This window comes from Paenibacillus pseudetheri, from assembly GCF_924513355.1.
Classification (GTDB): Bacteria; Bacillota; Bacilli; order Paenibacillales; family Paenibacillaceae; genus Paenibacillus_AQ; species Paenibacillus_AQ pseudetheri.
In genome coordinates, this window is sequence record NZ_CAKMAB010000044.1 from 1 (window position 1) to 17448 (window position 17448).

Below are 17448 nucleotides of genomic sequence, written 5' to 3' on the forward strand. Positions count from 1 at the left end.
ACTTTGAAAGCAAGCTTTCAAAGTAACTCCGCTCGACTTGCATGTATTAGGCACGCCGCCAGCGTTCGTCCTGAGCCAGGATCAAACTCTCCAATTAGTATTGAAAAGAGCGATATGCTCAATTTGAAACATCTGACGAGAAAATTAATTCTCACGATGAAATTTCAAAAGCGTAAAATACGCTGTGAAACTCATCAATTTTGGATTTCACTCTCGTGATTTCCTACTCACTCGTTGTTCAGTTTTCAAAGATCAATGTCTCATCTTTCGTTGTCGTTGCTTGTCAGCAGCGACCTTTATAATATATCACAGCACCTTTGTTTTCGTCAAGCGTTTTTTTAATTTCTTTTTTTCGCTTACCGTTTCAGCAAGTTGTTAATCAACATCTTGTCCAAAGGGGCGAGACTTAATGTATCATATTTTTCAAACCTACGTCAAGCATTAAAACAAAATTATTCTTAATCCTATTAACATTACCACTCCCGGAAGACCAAGAACCGTTACTGCGCCTATGGTTGCCGGATTTAATGGAATATGAACTTGTGTGATCAAACCCGAGAAATTGACAACATATATTGCGAGCGCAGCCAGTACCAAATGAACTCCGAACAGACTAAGCCATCCAAAGCCAAGTTTTTTCCGGAATACAATTACACTTAACAACACAACCGATATGACCAGTACTCCTATAGCTAACATTCTTAGCATGTTGATCCCTCCTATTTCCTTTTGACTAGCGCCTACATCTGACTGCTATTTAATCCAATGCTCTTTGCATGTTTGAGATGTATCTGATACTTGCGCTCTGCTGCCTCTAAAATATAAATAGCGTAATCAATTTGATCTTGACCCAACGCTTCATCAAACATTAGGTACGCTCTCTCCCACTCCGATTGCGCCTTACGAACCTCCAGTAACGTTTCCCAGCCCTCCGTATCTTTTCTAACCTGTTCTTCGTCTGTCCCCCGCCACAATGAGCTCCACCATCCCATTACCCATTCCTCCTTAGAATAATTTCGATGCAAAATTACATCTCGTTATTCTCATTCATATCGGGATAGGGACAAACTTAGAACAAAAAAAGGAGGCCCAAGGGCCTCCTTTTGAAAAACACGACTTTAGAGCTACTAGAATAGCTCACGACGACCTTCCAACGCTTTGGACAAGGTAACCTCGTCGGCATATTCAAGATCGCCACCAACAGGCAAGCCATGGGCTATTCTGGTGATTTTAATCTCAAAAGGTCGAACTAGACGAGAAATATACATCGCCGTTGCCTCACCCTCAATGTTGGGATTGGTCGCCATGATAAGCTCACTTACTCTTTCATCACTCAGACGAGTCAATAATTCCTTCAAGCGAATATCATCAGGGCCTATACCTTCCATAGGTGAGATTGCACCCTGAAGAACATGATAATACCCATTAAACTCTTTGGTGCGTTCTATTGCCACCAAATCTTTAGAGTCTTGGATCACACAGATCACTGAAGGATCTCTGGTTTTGTCCTGACATATCTTACAGGGGTCCGTATCCGTAATATTACAGCAGACGGAGCAATAATGAAGATTACGCTTGACGCTTACTAGCGCTTTAGCAAAATCGATGACGTCATCCTCTTTCATGTTAAGCACATGAAAAGCTAACCGGGCGGCTGTCTTCGGCCCAATCCCGGGCAAGCGCGTAAAAGCATCGATCAGCTTGGCTAGCGGTTCGGGATAATACAAATTAATAATTCTCCTTTAGACGAAAGTGGAGTGAGTGAATTAGAACAAGCCTGGGATCTTCATTCCACCAGTAAATTTACCCATATCATTGTTCGCAAGGTCTTCAGCTTGAGTCAAAGCATCATTAACCGCAGTGATTACTAAATCCTGTAGCATTTCAACATCTTCCGGATCAACAGCTTCTGGCTTGATTTGGATAGAAAGCAACTTTTTGTGACCATTCACTTGAACTGTAACTACACCGCCACCTGATGAGCCTTCAATAACCTTGCCACCTAGTTCTTCTTGAGCTTTAAGCATTTGCTCCTGCATTTTCTTAACTTGCTTCATCATTTGGTTCATATTATTCATACATCGTCTCTCCTTTGGAATGCGCAATTTGCGCTAGTATGCTTACATTACTCTTTTATGACAACAAGGTCTTCTCCAAAAAGCTGGATAGCCTCATCAATCCAAGGTTCAGATTTCGCATCTGCAGTATCATGTTCATGCTCTAGCCGCAACTCTTCTTTGCTAGGCTGTCCCACTGACTTCTGAGCGGCTTCGTTCCAATCGCGCTGCATAATAGTTACCAGTCTATAAGGTTTACCAAGACGCGCTGCAAACACATTCTCGATGACCTGTCTGTTTGCTGGCTTCTCCGTTGTATCACGATGAATCGTGTTCTTAAATGCAACAAGCACAGCATCGTCCATTACAGATACAGGTTCTCCGTCTACAAACCACGCATGAACCGTTACCTTCTCCTCTTTTACCCCTTGCAAGACAAGACTCCACTGTTTGTAGATAGCTGCAAAATCAGGACTATCCTTACCAGCAATAAACTTATCAACATTTGGAGGCATTTTGGAGGTTGCAGAGATTCTAGGCGCAGAACTTGGAGTCGGATTCGATTTCGCAGAAGAGGCACCATCTCGCCCACCTCCGGAAATACCACCGGACTGCAATGCCTGTTCCAGCTTTTTCTCCAGCGCAGTAATCTGTCTCTTGAGCAGATCAAGTTCGCCAGAGTGGACTGCAGGAGCATTTACCCCTGATCCAGCCTGCAACGCACCTAACGGAGCAGCTGATGCGGTCTCACTTTCATCTTGCTGCAAGCTACAAAGCTTCATCAACGCGACTTCAAACAAAGTCTGCGGATGAGTAGCATATTTCATTTCACCCAGGTACTTATTAAGTGTATCTACGATCTGAAACAGACGATCCCGGGAAAATGCGGTGGCCATATCTTTAAACTCGGCGGGATTAAGCACTCGCTCCGTCAGTTGATCGGCCCCGGGTACCATCTTAATCATCAATAAATCACGGAAATAATACATAAGATTCTCTAGACATTTATCAGCACTTTTACCTTCATGCATAAGCTGTTCAACAAGCTCCAGCAAAAGACCCATATCACCTTCCAATATGGCAGTGGCAAGACGTGCAAATTGCTCAGAGGGTATCCCTCCGGTCATCCCTAGCACTTGTTCGTACGTAACTTTGCCATCTGTAAAAGATGAAATCTGATCCAGCAAACTCACTGCATCGCGCATACCCCCATCAGAAAGGCGGGCAATATACTGCAATGCGTTAACATCGGCTGTAATCCCTTCCTTCTCACAGATAGCGCTTAGATGTGCTGTCTGCTCTTCCAAAGCTACTCTGCGGAAGTCAAAACGCTGACAACGAGAGATGATCGTCGCTGGCAATTTATGAGGCTCCGTAGTCGCAAGGATGAACATTGCATGTGACGGCGGCTCTTCTAATGTCTTTAATAGCGCATTAAAAGCTTCTGTTGTCAGCATATGCACTTCATCAATAATATACACTTTACGGCGCACCTCGGTAGGTGCATATTTCACCTTGTCCCGAAGGTCGCGAATCTCTTCTACACCCCGGTTGGATGCCGCGTCTATTTCCTGCACATCCATCACATTACCCGCAGTGATTCGCAAACAGGAAGGACACTCGTTGCAAGGCTCCGGACCTGGCCCACGTTCACAATTGACCGCTTTCGCTAAGACTTTAGCAGCACTTGTCTTACCAGTTCCCCGCGGACCACTGAACAGATAGGCATGCGAAACCCGCTGTTCACGAATTGCGTTTTGCAGCGTTTGGATAATGTGCTGTTGTCCAACCATGTCTTGAAACGACTGCGGCCGCCAAGCACGGTACAGCGCGATATGTTCCACTATGCATTACCCTCTCTTAGGCTGCCTCTTTCCCGGCATTTGTCGCAAATTTATTATACTATATTCATCGGCTATTGACCAAAAACAAAAAGCATCTTTGCTTGTGGCAAAGATGCTGTTATAAACAGAATTATAAACCGTGCACCTGTTATTGATGACTACGATCCAAGCGGCAACCCTACATGACTGCTCGGGCTAGGCCACCCTCCGGCACAAGAGTAACTTACTTATGGCTGCTTCCTTCCGGACCTGACCAGGTTCATAAGCACTCATTGCGGAGGACCCAACCGTCAACACAGCCCGTAGGAACCAAGGCCTCACATCGATAGCACCTCTAACAGGAATTCAACCTCGCTACAGCGGATTGCGAGTTACAGGGCACCGCTACCTCCCCGTCTAGCACGGCGAAGATAAGTATAGCTCACGCTCGGACAAAAATCAACTCCAAGACATAAAATGAGCCCCCAGCGTGAAAGCTGGGGGCTCGATCTAACCATTAAGCCGCTAAGCGGCTACTCCAATTAGATACCGTATTTCTTCTTGAATTTATCAACGCGACCGCCGGCATCCAGGAACTTCTGCTTGCCAGTGAAGAAAGGATGGCAGCTGGAGCAAATTTCAACACGAAGCTCTTGTTTAACAGAGCCAGCTTCGAAAGAGTTGCCACATGCGCAGGTTACCTTAGTTAAGTTATACTTTGGTTGAATTGCTGCTTGCATTTTGAATTTCACCTCTCATGCCCTAAGCCTCATGCGGACCCAGAGTTATATGATTACACTGTGGTATTTTAGCACGAAAAATTCAATTGATCAATATGTTTCATTGGTAATTCATTGGTACATTTACTCTATTAAATGTTGAGTTCCCGTTGCTTTACCCGAGCCATATTTGCTGGTGGTACATGTGTGTAAGAACCAATAACAACATCCGGCAATTCGTCCCGGAAAATTTCCAGCATCGTCTTCATGCCGAGAATTTCACCCTTAGCAGGAGGAATTAACTCCAGATAACTCTCTGGATCAATGTTCAGATTACGCATCTGAATAAGCTTCAGATCCGTACGTCTTACAAACTCCACCATCGCCTCAATCTCTTCTTCGCGATCAGTTACTCCAGGGAAAATCAGGTAGTTGATCGATGTGTAAACACCCTGCGAGGCAGCATATTTCAAAGACTTCTCTACATTAGCCAATGTGTAGCCACGTGGTTTGTAATAAGCATTGTAATGATCATCTAGAGCACTAATCGTGCTGACACGCATCAAATCCAGCCCAGCATCAACGATCCCTCGCATATGATCGCTTAATCCGGCATTGGTGTTGATGTTGATATAGCCCATATCTGTAATCGAGCGCACTTCACGAATTGCTTCTATAATAAGTTTTGCCTGCGTAGAAGGTTCCCCTTCACAGCCTTGTCCAAAACTGATAATCGATTCAGGCGTCTTCAAGTGCTCCAACATAACTTGTGAAATTTCATTGACCGTTGGTCGGAAATTCATCCGAGTCTGCGGTGACACAAAACCACTATCATCAGGCTGCTCAGAAATACAGCCAAAACATCCAGCATTACATGAATATGAGACAGGTACACCGCCCTCCCAACGCCCTAAGAAGGTGTTGGAGGAAGTGAGGCATTCATAACCAAGCGCACAGTTAGAAAGATGCTCATAGAGACGGTTTTCAGGATATTTGGCGGTCAACTCGCCAACACTTACCTCAAGATCCTGTTTATCACAGTTCAGTGGATTCCACTTCTCCGGATTATCGGTCGGGTCCGCCGCAACATAGAACCCGCCATCCTTCCACACTACAGCTGAATACCCAAACAGAGGAAGCTTATAAGACTTATCTGTCTTCACATACCCAGGAAGACACAAGCGAGTATAGCCCTGAGGCAGCAGTGCGCCTACAGCCTGTGAGCCATCTGGCAGCGACATCATTTCGCCGGTCTCAGGATCCATGCCCACCGCCCGCGTACTTGGCAAGCCCACAAGAGTAGCGCCTTCAGGCAGCGGGATCAATTCTTCCTCCAACATTTCAACGATCATATCTCCGCTACGGGCTAGCCCGTACAGTTCAGGATGATCATATACGTTTCCTTGCCCGTCGGCATATACCAAATACATGTTAGTCTCCTCTAATTATCAATTCTCAAGTTGTAGGTACTGATGAAGTCTTCGCCCGTGTTGTGCGACGAGCAGCCGTACCACTGTTGGAAGTTCCTCCGCTACTTGCAGTTCCATTTGGCGATTGTTTAGCTCCCGCAACGTCAAATGATGCTAAGAACTCAGCATTAGTCTTTGTATCACGCAGCTTTTTGATGAATCCCTCCACAAAATCGTAGGATTCATTCATGTTTTTGCGAATCGCCCAGATCGTATCAAGCTCTTCTTTGCTCAAGAGTACTTCTTCACGACGTGTACCTGAACGACGAATATCAATAGCAGGGAAAATACGGCGTTCCGCCAATTTGCGGTCCAAATGAAGCTCCATATTACCAGTACCCTTAAACTCTTCATAAATAATATCATCCATGCGTGATCCGGTATCAATTAAAGCAGTTGCTAAAATAGTCAGTGAACCGCCCTCTTCCACATTCCGTGCAGAGCCAAAAAACCGCTTCGGCCGATGAAAGGCTGCTGGGTCAATCCCCCCACTAAGTGTGCGTCCAGATGGTGGAACCACAAGATTATACGCACGTGCAAGACGGGTAATGCTATCTAAAAGAATAACTACATCCTTCTTGTGCTCAACTAAACGAAGAGCCCTTTGCAACACAAGTTCGGCCACCTTAATATGATTCTCTGGAAGCTCATCAAACGTCGACGCAACCACTTCGCCTTTTACTGAACGCTGCATATCGGTTACTTCTTCGGGACGCTCATCTATTAGCAATACAAAGAGTTCAATCTCAGGATTATTAGTGGAAATACTATTGGCAATTTCTTTCAAGAGGAGCGTTTTTCCTGCTTTAGGAGGTGCTACAATCAAACCCCGCTGCCCCAAACCTACAGGAGCGAGCAAATCCATTATTCGGGTAGACAAATGAGTAGGGGATGTTTCAAGTGGTAGCTTGTCTTGCGGATAAAGTGGTGTTAATGCCGGAAAATGTAGTCGCTCCGCTGCGCTAGCAGGGTTCTCACCATTAACGGCATTGACTTGAAGCAGTCCAAAATATCGTTCATTTTCTTTCGGTGTCCGGCATTTCCCAGACACAAGATCTCCGCTTCTGAGATCAAACTTCCGAATCTGTGAGGCTGAGATATAAATATCTTCAGCGCTAGGCAAATAGTTAATCGGCCTTAGAAATCCATAGCCCTCGGGTAGAATTTCCAGTACGCCTTCCATAAACATAAGACCGCTTTGCTCTGCCTGTGCCCGAAGGATCGCAAAGATCAGTTCCCGTTTCTTCAGCTGTCCGTAATACGGGATCTGGTATTTCTTGGCCAGCTTATACAACTCGGTCAGCTTCATTTCTTCCAAATCGGAAATTTGAAGATCCATGTAATAACCACCTATTCAATTTTTAAATGAGTTCGCCCTAGTCTATCTACTAGGCAAAATGATGAGTCTATTAAAATGCCCATTAGGATATTAATACCCAATTTGGAAGGATATATGCGGTAAATAAGCAAATAAACCTCCTTCCAAACGGGATATCCTAATTTTATTCGTTCTCACGCCAAACATGAGCACCAAGTTGTCGAAGGTTGCTCACTAAATTATCATAACCACGGTCAATATATTCTACGCCGGTCACCTCGGTGATCCCATCCCCTACCGTCAATCCAGCAATAACAAGAGCAGCGCCTGCCCGTAAATCGGTCGCTTTCACCTTTGCAGCGTTAAGTTTACCGCCCTCAATAATTGCAGAACGACCTTCAACGCGTATTTTCGCGCCCATTCGTACCAATTCTGGCACATGTTTAAAACGGTTGCTGTAGACGAAATCGCTAAGCACACTAACGCCTTCCGCCTGCGTTAACATACTTGTCATAGGAGATTGTAAATCTGTAGGAAAGCCAGGATAGGTCAACGCTTTGACATCTGCGTGCTCATATTTAGCTCTACCTATAACGCGAATACTTTCGTCAAGCTCTTCAATATCAACGCCCATCTCTAAAAGCTTGGCCGTTAAAGCTTCCAAGTGCTTAGGAATAACGTTATCTATCAACACATTACCACGCGTAGCCGCAGCGGCAATCATATAAGTTCCTGCTTGAATCCGATCGGGAATAATGGAGTGACGGCAACCGTGCATCTCCGATACCCCTTCGATTCTGATGGTTTCTGTACCAGCGCCTTTAATAACAGCGCCCATAGAGTTCAATAGGGTTGCTACATCTATAATCTCAGGCTCTTTAGCCGCATTTTCAATAATTGTGGAGCCTTTGGCACGTGAAGCCGCCAGCATGATGTTAATAGTGGCACCTACGCTTGATACATCTAAATAAATCTTCGCACCGCGTAGCTCTTTTGCATATAAGTGGATAGAACCATGTTCATTGGTAACTGTTGCTCCCAGTGCCTCGAATCCTTTGATATGCTGATCGATTGGACGAGGTTCGAAGTTACAACCACCGGGCAGACCTATTGTCGCCTCTTTGAATCTTCCAAGTAGAGCTCCCATCATATAATACGAAGCTCGAAGTTTCTTAACCGGACCATTAGGCATAGGTATAGAAACAATACGCGAAGGATCAATTTTCATCTGGTTGCCTGACCAAGATACACTTGCGCCAAGCTCTTGCAAGATTTCGGAGTAAACGGCTACATCACTAAGGGACGGTAAATTATCAAGAACAACTTCAGATTCGGCCAAAATCGCCGCAGGAATAAGTGCAATAGCACTATTCTTTGCTCCACTGATGGTTACAACGCCCTCTAGCGGACGTCCACCGCCAATCATTAATTTTTCCATAGATTTATCAATTTCCCCCTACGTGTATTGCAGCTGTGTGGGCAATACGTGCTGTGGACTTTTAGTGATGAAAATGGAAAGACACCGGCTAAGCGGTGTGCTTTCCTCATCAAACTATTCAACTGGGCAGAGCTACACCCTGCCCTTTACAAATTGCTTGTCCACCTGTGGCGGAAGCTAACAATGATTAGGCTTTGTTATTGGATCCAAATTCGCGGATTTTACCGATAACGGTTTCTTTGATCGCATCGCGACCTGGTGCGATGAATGTACGTGGATCGTAAGCATCAGGTTTAGCAGCTAGAACTTCGCGAACAACTTTTGCGAACACGATTTGGTTCTCAGTGTTTACGTTGATTTTGGAAGTACCCAAGGAGATAGCTTTCTTGATGTCATGTTCAGGAATACCTGTACCGCCATGAAGAACCATTGGGATGTTAGTAGCGTCGCGGATTTCTTCCATTTCTTTAAATCCGAGGTTAGGCTCGCCATGGTAAGGTCCATGAACGGAACCTAGTGCAGGAGCCAAAGTGTCGATACCTGTTTCTTTAACAATACGTACGCACTCATCAAGCTTAGCATACATGATGCCGCCGATAACGTCGTCTTCTTGTCCACCAACAGTACCTACTTCTGCTTCTACAGAAACACCTTTAGCGTGAGCATATTCAACGACTTTTTTAGTCATATCAATGTTCTCATCGATTGGGTGGTGGGAACCGTCGATCATTACGGATGTAAATCCAGCATCAATTGCTGCTTTACATTTATCAAAGCTAGATCCATGGTCAAGGTGGATCGCTACAGGAACTGTGATATTCATATCGATAATTAGACCTTCTACCATCTTAACAACAGTAGTGAAGCCGCCCATGTGACGTGCTGCGCCTTCGGATACACCAAGGATTACTGGTGATTTCTCTTGTTCAGCGGCACCAAGAATAGCTTGTGTCCACTCCAAGTTGTTAATGTTGTACTGACCTACTGCGTATTTTCCTTCAAGTGCTTTCTTCAACATGTCTGTCATAGATACTAATGGCATGGTTTCATCCTCCTAAGAATGTTGGTTGGCTATGTTTTTAAACCGACATCACATACAGGCTTATTATAACACAACCTGAGTCAAATACTAAATAGGATAAACAAAAAAATGTCCCGGTGGGACGATTTTTATCCAGCCTGTATGGCAATTAGACTCAACCTGTTATAATCACCATAACCAAATAGGATCGATACAGAAAATATCACTTTAACTGCATTGATCTACTGACTTATTATGAAGATGCATATTGACCGCTACCCGCATTTCATCGATGTCAAATGGCTTTGTGAAATGCATCAATGCGCCCAGCTTGGTTGCTTCCTTAATCATATCCAGCTCTCCATAAGCGGTCATCATAATGACTTTAATGGACGGATTTAGCTCTTTCAGATGCTTCAAAATCTCGAGTCCATCCATTCCCGGTATTTTCATATCGAGCAAAACCAAGTCAGGAGACTCACTGCGAACAATGTCTAAGGCCAATTTTCCGTTAGCTGCTTGAAATGTCGTATATCCTTCGCTATTGAACACTTCCATAAGAAGAATCCGAATCCCATTCTGATCATCGACAATTAACACTTTCTTTTTTTCCATATAATACCCTCCCAGAGATTAAGCCAGATTGACTATACCGCGCTCTCCACAGCTAACGGCCCCTTCAGAAACTAACCCATACGAAACCTATTATTCGTGCTTCACAGCCTAAATCCTTCTAATTGGATAAAATGGGTAAATAAAGAGTCTGAATTACTGTGATGTCATTTAAGAAGCTCTTCAAAATGGACAAACAGGTACAAACGCCTTCGGCGTCCTTATAAGGACGGTAGGCGTTTAAGCGTGAAATACTAGACATAAAGGATAGGTGAACAAGTTATACTTTCAAATATTAAAAAAAAGAGCCTCCAACTAGGAGACTCCTCAGATTTGATTAAGAACCCGTAGGTTCCGATAATGTTTACAAAATTACTGCTGTTCGGAATGAGTCAAAGAAGCTTTGACGAAATCACGGAACAACGGTTGTGGACGGTTCGGACGTGAAGTGAATTCCGGATGAAATTGAACCGACAAGAACCAAGGATGTCCTGGAAGCTCTACAATCTCAACTAAACGGCCATCTGGAGAGGTTCCGGAAATAACCAGACCTGCTTTTTCAATCTCATCACGGTACGTATTGTTGAACTCATACCGATGACGGTGACGCTCGTACACCAGTTCATCATCGTAGCAAGACATTGCCAAGGAACCCTCAGCAATCTTACAAGGATACAAACCAAGACGCATAGTACCACCCATATCTTCAATATCCTTCTGCTCAGGAAGCAGATCGATCAGAGGATATGGTGTGTTCGGATCGATTTCGGAGCTATTCGCACCTTGTAGACCTAGAATAGAGCGGCCATATTCGATTACGGAAACTTGCATACCTAGACAAATTCCGAAGAAAGGTATCAATTTCTCACGGGCATAACGAATCGCAGAGATTTTACCTTCAATTCCCCGATCACCGAAACCACCAGGAACTAGAATACCGCCAACACCGCGCAGCATTTCGTCCACATTTTCATCTGTGATTTCCTCTGCATTGACCCAGCGAATTTTCACTTCTGCATTGGAAGCAAAACCTGCGTGTGAAAGTGACTCAACAACGCTCAAATAAGCGTCGTGCAGGGCTACATACTTACCAACAATCGCAATTTCCACTGTTTTCTCTAGCTTCTGAATCCGCTCAAGCATACTTTCCCATTCACGCATATCTGGCGCAGGTGTTGTAAGCTTCAAATGATTAACAACAATCTCGTCCAATCCTTCATCACGAAGATTCAATGGAACTTCATACAACGTTGAAGCATCGCGGCATTCCACAACAGCATTAGCATCAATATCGCAAAAGAGTGCAATCTTCGCTTTCATATCTGCGGAAAGCTCATATTCCGTACGGCACACGATGACATTCGGTTGAATACCGATACTGCGCAGCTCTTTAACACTGTGTTGTGTCGGCTTTGTCTTCACTTCTCCAGCAGCCTTGATATAAGGAATCAAGGTTACGTGGATATACATCACATTTTCCCGTCCGATATCACTCTTGATCTGGCGAATGGCTTCCAGGAACGGAAGACTCTCAATATCACCTACGGTTCCACCAATCTCTGTGATTACAACATCAGAGTTGGTCTCCCGGCCTGCGCGGAACACGCGTTCTTTGATCTCATTCGTAATGTGTGGGATAACTTGTACAGTTCCGCCCAAATACTCTCCACGACGTTCCTTGCTGATTACGGATGAATAGATCTTACCTGTCGTCACATTGTTGTTCTTTGACAGATTAATATCGATAAACCGTTCATAATGTCCAAGGTCAAGGTCAGTCTCCGCACCGTCATCTGTTACGAATACTTCACCGTGCTGATAAGGACTCATCGTTCCAGGGTCTACGTTAAGATACGGATCAAATTTCTGAATCGTTACCTTTAGACCTCTGTTTTTGAGCAGCCTGCCCAGCGAAGCGGCAGTAATGCCCTTGCCCAGGGAAGACACAACGCCACCCGTTACAAAAATATACTTTGTCACTGTAAAACCCTCCTAAATAAAGTCCAGACATAAAAGCGGCGCATGGTGTTTATCGTAACCCGTTTTACTATCATCAAAACAGGGGAAATCAAAAGTTTGATTCACTGGGGAAAACACTTGGCGTCGTCCCGCGAATTACATAAAACTACAGCTACTTTGCATCTAAAAAAACAAAAAAGTGACACCCGTAGAACCGGGGCACTTTTTATTTTAAAAAACGCGTTTATTAACTTACATGATAAGCCCATGCAATAGTTTACTCTGACGATCCCCCACTGTCAAGGGAGGAATTATACCATTAGCAAGACTCTTTGAAATTATTTATCTTACTTGTCAGCTTCTGCATCGTCTTCATCTGAGTCATCTTCTGCATCATCTTCATCTGAGTCATCTTCGTCTATGTCATCTTCATCGATCACGACATCTTCGTCGACTTCTTCTTCGCTGTCGTCGTCGGAATAGAGGTCGTCGCGATCTTCATCGATAGCGTCGAAATCCTCTTCTTCGGCAGCGTAGTTTTCTTCTTCTTCAGCAAAGTCGTCGTCTTCCAAATCATCGTCTTCATCGTTGATGATACGCACGCGTTTGGTGTTACCAACCGGATCATCAGAGCGCTCTAGAGGATACCAGCGTTTCAATCCCCAAAGGTTGGTTCCGACACAGGCAAAACGCCCATCAATGTTAATCTCGGTATATAACTGGGCAATAGTATCTTGGCTTTGTTGATCGGTCATGCCGCGCAGCTTGGCTACCTCGACCATCAGATCACGGTAATAATACGGCGTATTGGCTGCTTTAAGTACCAGAAAGGCAAGATCCACCATTGGCATTTCTTTAACTTTCTCAGGGTCTAACTTTAAATTGAGTGGCGTACTCACTAAAGGACACTTCCTCTCACGCATTGTTCACATTACGTTTTATTTCAATAATATCCATTAACAAAACTAAGTAAAACCTATTTGACAACAAATTGCAAGTCAAAAGCGCTATCAGCTAACAGAAAGAGCCTTCAGGCTGTTATCCATAGCAGAAACCTGTCTCCATCTTAAAGAAGGATAAAGCCAAAACATATGTACCCAAGTGAAACTTATACTTCCTTCTAAATTTAAAAAAGGCGGAGGAAATCCTCCGCGCATGACTGTATCCACGCCAAGGATCGGCTCCTTACGTGATGTTACAAAGAGAGTGTTAATCTCTTCTGTCTATTTTATGTAAAGCGCCGTCTTTTGACACGATGGGCAGCCCATTTCGTTAAAAAAGGGCAAGTTCCCATTCGGACCCCCTCTTCCACTCATACAATATGGCAGCAGGGCACCGAGGAGGGGACAGCGAAACCTATGGACTATCACAAATTTTGGCACATGCTTCTTGAAGAAATATCGGTTGCCCCCAACAATGGTGAGCGGCGTATTCTTACCTTCAATGATCCCCGCCAGTATGCCGGAGCATTTACACAATGGAAAGCGCTGAAAGCGAAGCAGCCTGAGCTGCGGCAAGTGCAGGTATCTCCGCTGATCCGGGCCTTCTTTGTGCCTGCAGCCGGAGCTGGAAAACTAATGAACCGATTTGCAGATCTCCTAAATGTCGAAGAGGATCTACAAATACAAATCCATTCCATAGCTAACGAAAAGAGCGGTACCGCCACACTCCCTTGGGGAGTAAAAGCGATTCATGCTCCTCAGGCATGGTCCAAATCAACCGGAGTTCACGTCAAAATCGGCGTAATCGACACAGGTGCTGATTACCGTCATCCCGATTTGAAGCATTCATTAGCCTCCGGGGTCAACCTACTACACCGCGGAATGTTGCCGCTAGATGATAATGGACACGGGACTCACATCGCCGGCACTCTAGCTGCGGCAGGAGGAACACGCGGTATGATGGGAGTAGCACCGCGAGCGCTGTTATACCCAGTTAAGGCCTTTGATCATAGCGGCTCCGCCTATGTATCGGATATTGTGCTGGGCATTGATTGGTGTGTACAGAACAGAATCGATATCATCAATATGAGCTTCGGAATGAAAACCAGAAGCAAAGCACTTCACAATGTGGTTATAAAAGCGTACCGGGCCGGAATCGCTATCATTGCCTCCTCCGGGAATGATGGCAAACGTGGGGGGGACTATCCGGCACGATATCCTGAGACGATTGCCGTGGGCGCCATCGACAAAAGACATCGTGTTGCTGGCTTCAGCAACCGCGGTTCTTATATCGATGTATATGGCCCGGGCGAAGGCGTGCCCTCCTGTTGGCTGAAGGAGGGCTACAAAGAGATGAGCGGCACCTCCATGGCGACCTCGCATATTACGGGAGCCGCTGCACTACTGCTCGCGCTGCGACCGGGTATCTCGCCAAGGGAGCTGAAGCTGCTCTTACGCCGCACCGCGTCCCCGGTGCGGCTGCGCAAGGGGCAGCGACGCGCATCCCTTGGCGGCGGCGCTGCCGATGCCCTACGCCTGCTGAAAGCAGGAGTGAGGGCCAAGCGGGCGGTCTCCGCGAACGTATAGACCCTGCCCGGGAGCCGGGTGGGTCACTCTGACGTGAGCGCAGCTTGTGCCGGTGCGAAGAACGGCACAAAATAAAATCCGCCTCCGAGGGAACCGGAAAGCGGATTTTTTGTCGTTTGATGCCTCAATTACATGCGATCCGGTGCAGAAACACCTACAAGACGCAGGACATTAGCAATGGTGGTACGCGCAGCACCAAGCAGCGCAAGACGTGCCACGGTTTGAGCGGCATCCTCAGTGATTACACGTTCGGCTTTGTAATAACTGTGGAACATCGCAGCCAGCTCATATACATAACGGATGAGGCGATGTGGAGCATAACCTTCAGCCGCAACAGCAATTTCTGCTGGGAGCTCACCAATTTTGCGAAGCAGGTCATATTCATGCACTGCTGTCAGCTTGGAGAAGTCAATTTCAGCGTAGTCAGGAATGGAGATCCCTTGCTCCTCTGCCTGACGGAAGATGCTGCAGATACGCGCATGCGCATATTGAACGTAGAATACAGGGTTCTCATTAGAAGTAGAGATCGCCAAATCCATATCGAAATCGAGATGGGAATCCATACTACGCATGGTGAAGAAATAACGAATCGCATCGATTCCTACTTCCTCCATCAAATCTTCCATCGTAACCGCTTTGCCGGTACGCTTCGACATTTTAACCTTTTCACCATTCTGGAACAGGCTGACCATCTGAGCAATCAGAACCACTAGCTTCTCAGGATCATTGCCAAGTGCTGACATCGCCGCTTTCATCCGCGGAATATAGCCATGATGATCCGCACCCCAAATGTTAATCATTTTATCGTAACCACGACCATACTTATCGCTGTGATAAGCAATGTCCGGTGTAAGGTAGGTGTATGTGCCGTCGTTCTTAATCAGAACGCGGTCTTTATCATCGCCATACTTAGTCGTTTGCAGCCAGGTTGCCCCATCCTGCTCATAAACTTCTCCACGATCACGAAGCTCGTCTAGCGAGCGTAACACTTCTCCGTTCTCGTACAGCGAAGTCTCACTGAACCAGATATCGAAGTTTACGCGGAATAGTCCCAGATCGCGTTTGATTTTTTCGAGCTCTTTATTAAGTCCATAGGTCCGGAAAAAAGCTGCGCGGTCACTTGGGCTCATTTCGAGTAGTGTATCTCCCTTTTCAGCCACAAGCTCTTTAGCAAATCCCTTAATATCCTCGCCATGGTAACCGTCTTCAGGCATTTCTGCTTCTTGGCCCAGCTCCTGCAGGTAACGAGTTTCAATGGATTTACACAGGTTGACTACTTGGTTACCGGCATCATTAATATAATATTCCCTAGTCACCTGATAGCCTGCATAATCGAGTACGTTGCAAAGCGCATCGCCGACAGCAGCACCACGAGCATGTCCTAAATGAAGGCTACCCGTTGGATTAGCGCTGACGAACTCCATTTCAACCTTCTGACCTTGACCGACGTTAATACGGCCATAATCATCACCCTGCTCAGCAACAAGGCTAATAACTGGGTACAAATAATTCTTGGACAACGTAAAGTTAATAAAGCCTGGTCCGGCAATCTCAGCTTTTTCAATAGAAGCGCTGCTAGTATCCAAATGTTCTATAATTGCCTCAGCAATCTGGCGTGGGTTACGTTTTGCGATTTTGGTCAGCTGCATAGCAGCGTTCGTAGCCAAATCACCATGTGCCTTATCTCTTGGTACTTCCAATACGATATCCGGAACCTCTTCCGGTGCAACAATTCCTGCATTCACAATTGCATCGGCAATGGCTTCTTTTACCCGTTCATTCACTAGCTCCAACGGATTCTTTCTCTGTGTCATAATTTCGGTTCCTCCTGTATATGCAAACTAATAGCAAACTTTCCTGACAATTCCTCGTATACGTACAAATCATATTCCCATGCAACCGTTAGGGAGCGCCCTTCGCGCACCACGTCCAGCTTGTTCGTTACTGTAGAAAGATTAAACTGTGTATATGGTGAACGATAGAATCCCGGCAGACGCCGTCCGGATTGAAAGCTCTGTTCCGACTGTATCCCACCGTGGCGGATTAGCTTTAGCTGATTGCCTGCAATCTTTATTGTTGTACGAACAGAAATTTCCTCTCCTCGAGGGCCTTGCTCTAACTCTTCATATTGAATATATAGATGCGGTCCTTTGGATACTACCTCTCCATTCGCTTTCATAACATTCCGCTGACCATCTTGAAGGCTCACGAGCGTAATAGAGACGTCATATTTGTTAGACTGTATTTCGGGCATCACACGTTCCTCCATTCTGCAAGCCTCTGCATTCTGCATAAGAAAAACGCCTGTCGTAAAACTTAAACATTTTTATATTCATTCAAAGGCCTATTCGCTTTCCCATTGTACACTATATCCAGTTCAAAGAAGCATTTCAATCTCAGAATCCATTAGATCTAGCTTAGCTCATAAAATTTTACCATATTGATGAATAAAAGCACACTTGGAACATGTAGTAAAACTGTACACAAGTGCAACCAACTTCATA

The 17448-nt window shown here is 45.4% G+C and carries 16 protein-coding genes, 1 rRNA gene and 1 other RNA gene; 1 reads left to right on the forward strand and 17 read right to left on the reverse strand.

The features are described from left to right. The 15 genes from L1028_RS26215 to rpoE all read right to left on the reverse strand — a co-directional run. Window positions 1-97: ribosomal RNA gene (locus L1028_RS26215) — 16S ribosomal RNA — on the reverse strand; the annotation flags it as partial. A 344-nt stretch (window positions 98-441) separates the two neighbouring features. Further along, window positions 442-699, reverse strand: a complete 258-nt coding sequence (locus L1028_RS26220; RefSeq protein WP_423803094.1) for a pro-sigmaK processing inhibitor BofA family protein — start codon at window positions 697-699, stop codon at window positions 442-444. A 41-nt stretch (window positions 700-740) separates the two neighbouring features. Beyond that, window positions 741-992 (reverse strand): DUF2508 family protein, encoded by a 252-nt coding sequence (locus L1028_RS26225; RefSeq protein WP_234540915.1) that lies wholly within the window; start codon window positions 990-992, stop codon window positions 741-743. 135 nt (window positions 993-1127) lie between these two features. Next, the gene (gene recR / locus L1028_RS26230; RefSeq protein ID WP_042123249.1) at window positions 1128-1727 is read right to left on the reverse strand and encodes a recombination mediator RecR; all 600 of its coding nucleotides are present in this window, start codon (window positions 1725-1727) and stop codon (window positions 1128-1130) included. Between the two features lie 39 nt (window positions 1728-1766). After that, complete coding sequence (locus tag L1028_RS26235) at window positions 1767-2078, reverse strand: YbaB/EbfC family nucleoid-associated protein (protein WP_042183982.1); 312 nt, start codon at window positions 2076-2078, stop codon at window positions 1767-1769. A gap of 47 nt (window positions 2079-2125) precedes the next feature. Next, window positions 2126-3901 (reverse strand): DNA polymerase III subunit gamma/tau, encoded by a 1776-nt coding sequence (gene dnaX, locus L1028_RS26240; protein ID WP_234540916.1) that lies wholly within the window; start codon window positions 3899-3901, stop codon window positions 2126-2128. Between the two features lie 137 nt (window positions 3902-4038). Then, window positions 4039-4306, reverse strand: an RNA gene (gene ffs, locus L1028_RS26245) — signal recognition particle sRNA large type. A gap of 116 nt (window positions 4307-4422) precedes the next feature. Continuing rightward, a complete protein-coding gene (gene rpmE, locus L1028_RS26250) occupies window positions 4423-4620 on the reverse strand; it encodes a 50S ribosomal protein L31 (RefSeq protein ID WP_042123239.1) in 198 nt (65 codons plus the stop codon). A gap of 131 nt (window positions 4621-4751) precedes the next feature. After that, window positions 4752-6029, reverse strand: a complete 1278-nt coding sequence (locus L1028_RS26255; protein WP_234540918.1) for a radical SAM family protein — start codon at window positions 6027-6029, stop codon at window positions 4752-4754. A 25-nt stretch (window positions 6030-6054) separates the two neighbouring features. Next, window positions 6055-7407, reverse strand: coding sequence for a transcription termination factor Rho (gene rho / locus L1028_RS26260; protein WP_042123234.1), 1353 nt, complete (start codon window positions 7405-7407; stop codon window positions 6055-6057). 163 nt (window positions 7408-7570) lie between these two features. Further along, a complete protein-coding gene (locus tag L1028_RS26265) occupies window positions 7571-8824 on the reverse strand; it encodes a UDP-N-acetylglucosamine 1-carboxyvinyltransferase (protein WP_060623903.1) in 1254 nt (417 codons plus the stop codon). Between the two features lie 187 nt (window positions 8825-9011). Further along, window positions 9012-9866: a class II fructose-1,6-bisphosphate aldolase gene (fba, locus tag L1028_RS26270; protein WP_234540920.1), complete on the reverse strand. Its 855-nt coding sequence runs from the start codon at window positions 9864-9866 to the stop codon at window positions 9012-9014. Window positions 9867-10073: 207 nt separating this feature from the next. After that, window positions 10074-10460, reverse strand: coding sequence for a response regulator (locus tag L1028_RS26275; protein ID WP_042123230.1), 387 nt, complete (start codon window positions 10458-10460; stop codon window positions 10074-10076). Window positions 10461-10829: 369 nt separating this feature from the next. Next, window positions 10830-12437, reverse strand: a complete 1608-nt coding sequence (locus tag L1028_RS26280; protein WP_234540922.1) for a CTP synthase — start codon at window positions 12435-12437, stop codon at window positions 10830-10832. Between the two features lie 326 nt (window positions 12438-12763). Next, a complete protein-coding gene (gene rpoE, locus L1028_RS26285; RefSeq protein WP_042183972.1) occupies window positions 12764-13315 on the reverse strand; it encodes a DNA-directed RNA polymerase subunit delta in 552 nt (183 codons plus the stop codon). 459 nt (window positions 13316-13774) lie between these two features. On the opposite strand from rpoE, the gene L1028_RS26290 reads away from it, so the two are divergent. After that, window positions 13775-14944 (forward strand): S8 family peptidase, encoded by a 1170-nt coding sequence (locus L1028_RS26290; protein ID WP_234540924.1) that lies wholly within the window; start codon window positions 13775-13777, stop codon window positions 14942-14944. A gap of 128 nt (window positions 14945-15072) precedes the next feature. On the opposite strand, the gene argS is transcribed toward L1028_RS26290, so the two are convergent. Then, entirely contained in the window at window positions 15073-16758 is a 1686-nt protein-coding gene (gene argS / locus L1028_RS26295; RefSeq protein ID WP_234540926.1) for an arginine--tRNA ligase, read from the reverse strand. Then, on the reverse strand, window positions 16755-17198 hold the full coding sequence (locus L1028_RS26300) for a YwiB family protein (RefSeq protein WP_234540927.1): 444 nt from the start codon (window positions 17196-17198) through the stop codon (window positions 16755-16757). Before L1028_RS26300 ends, argS begins: the two co-directional genes overlap by 4 nt. Window positions 17199-17448 lie beyond the last annotated feature (250 nt).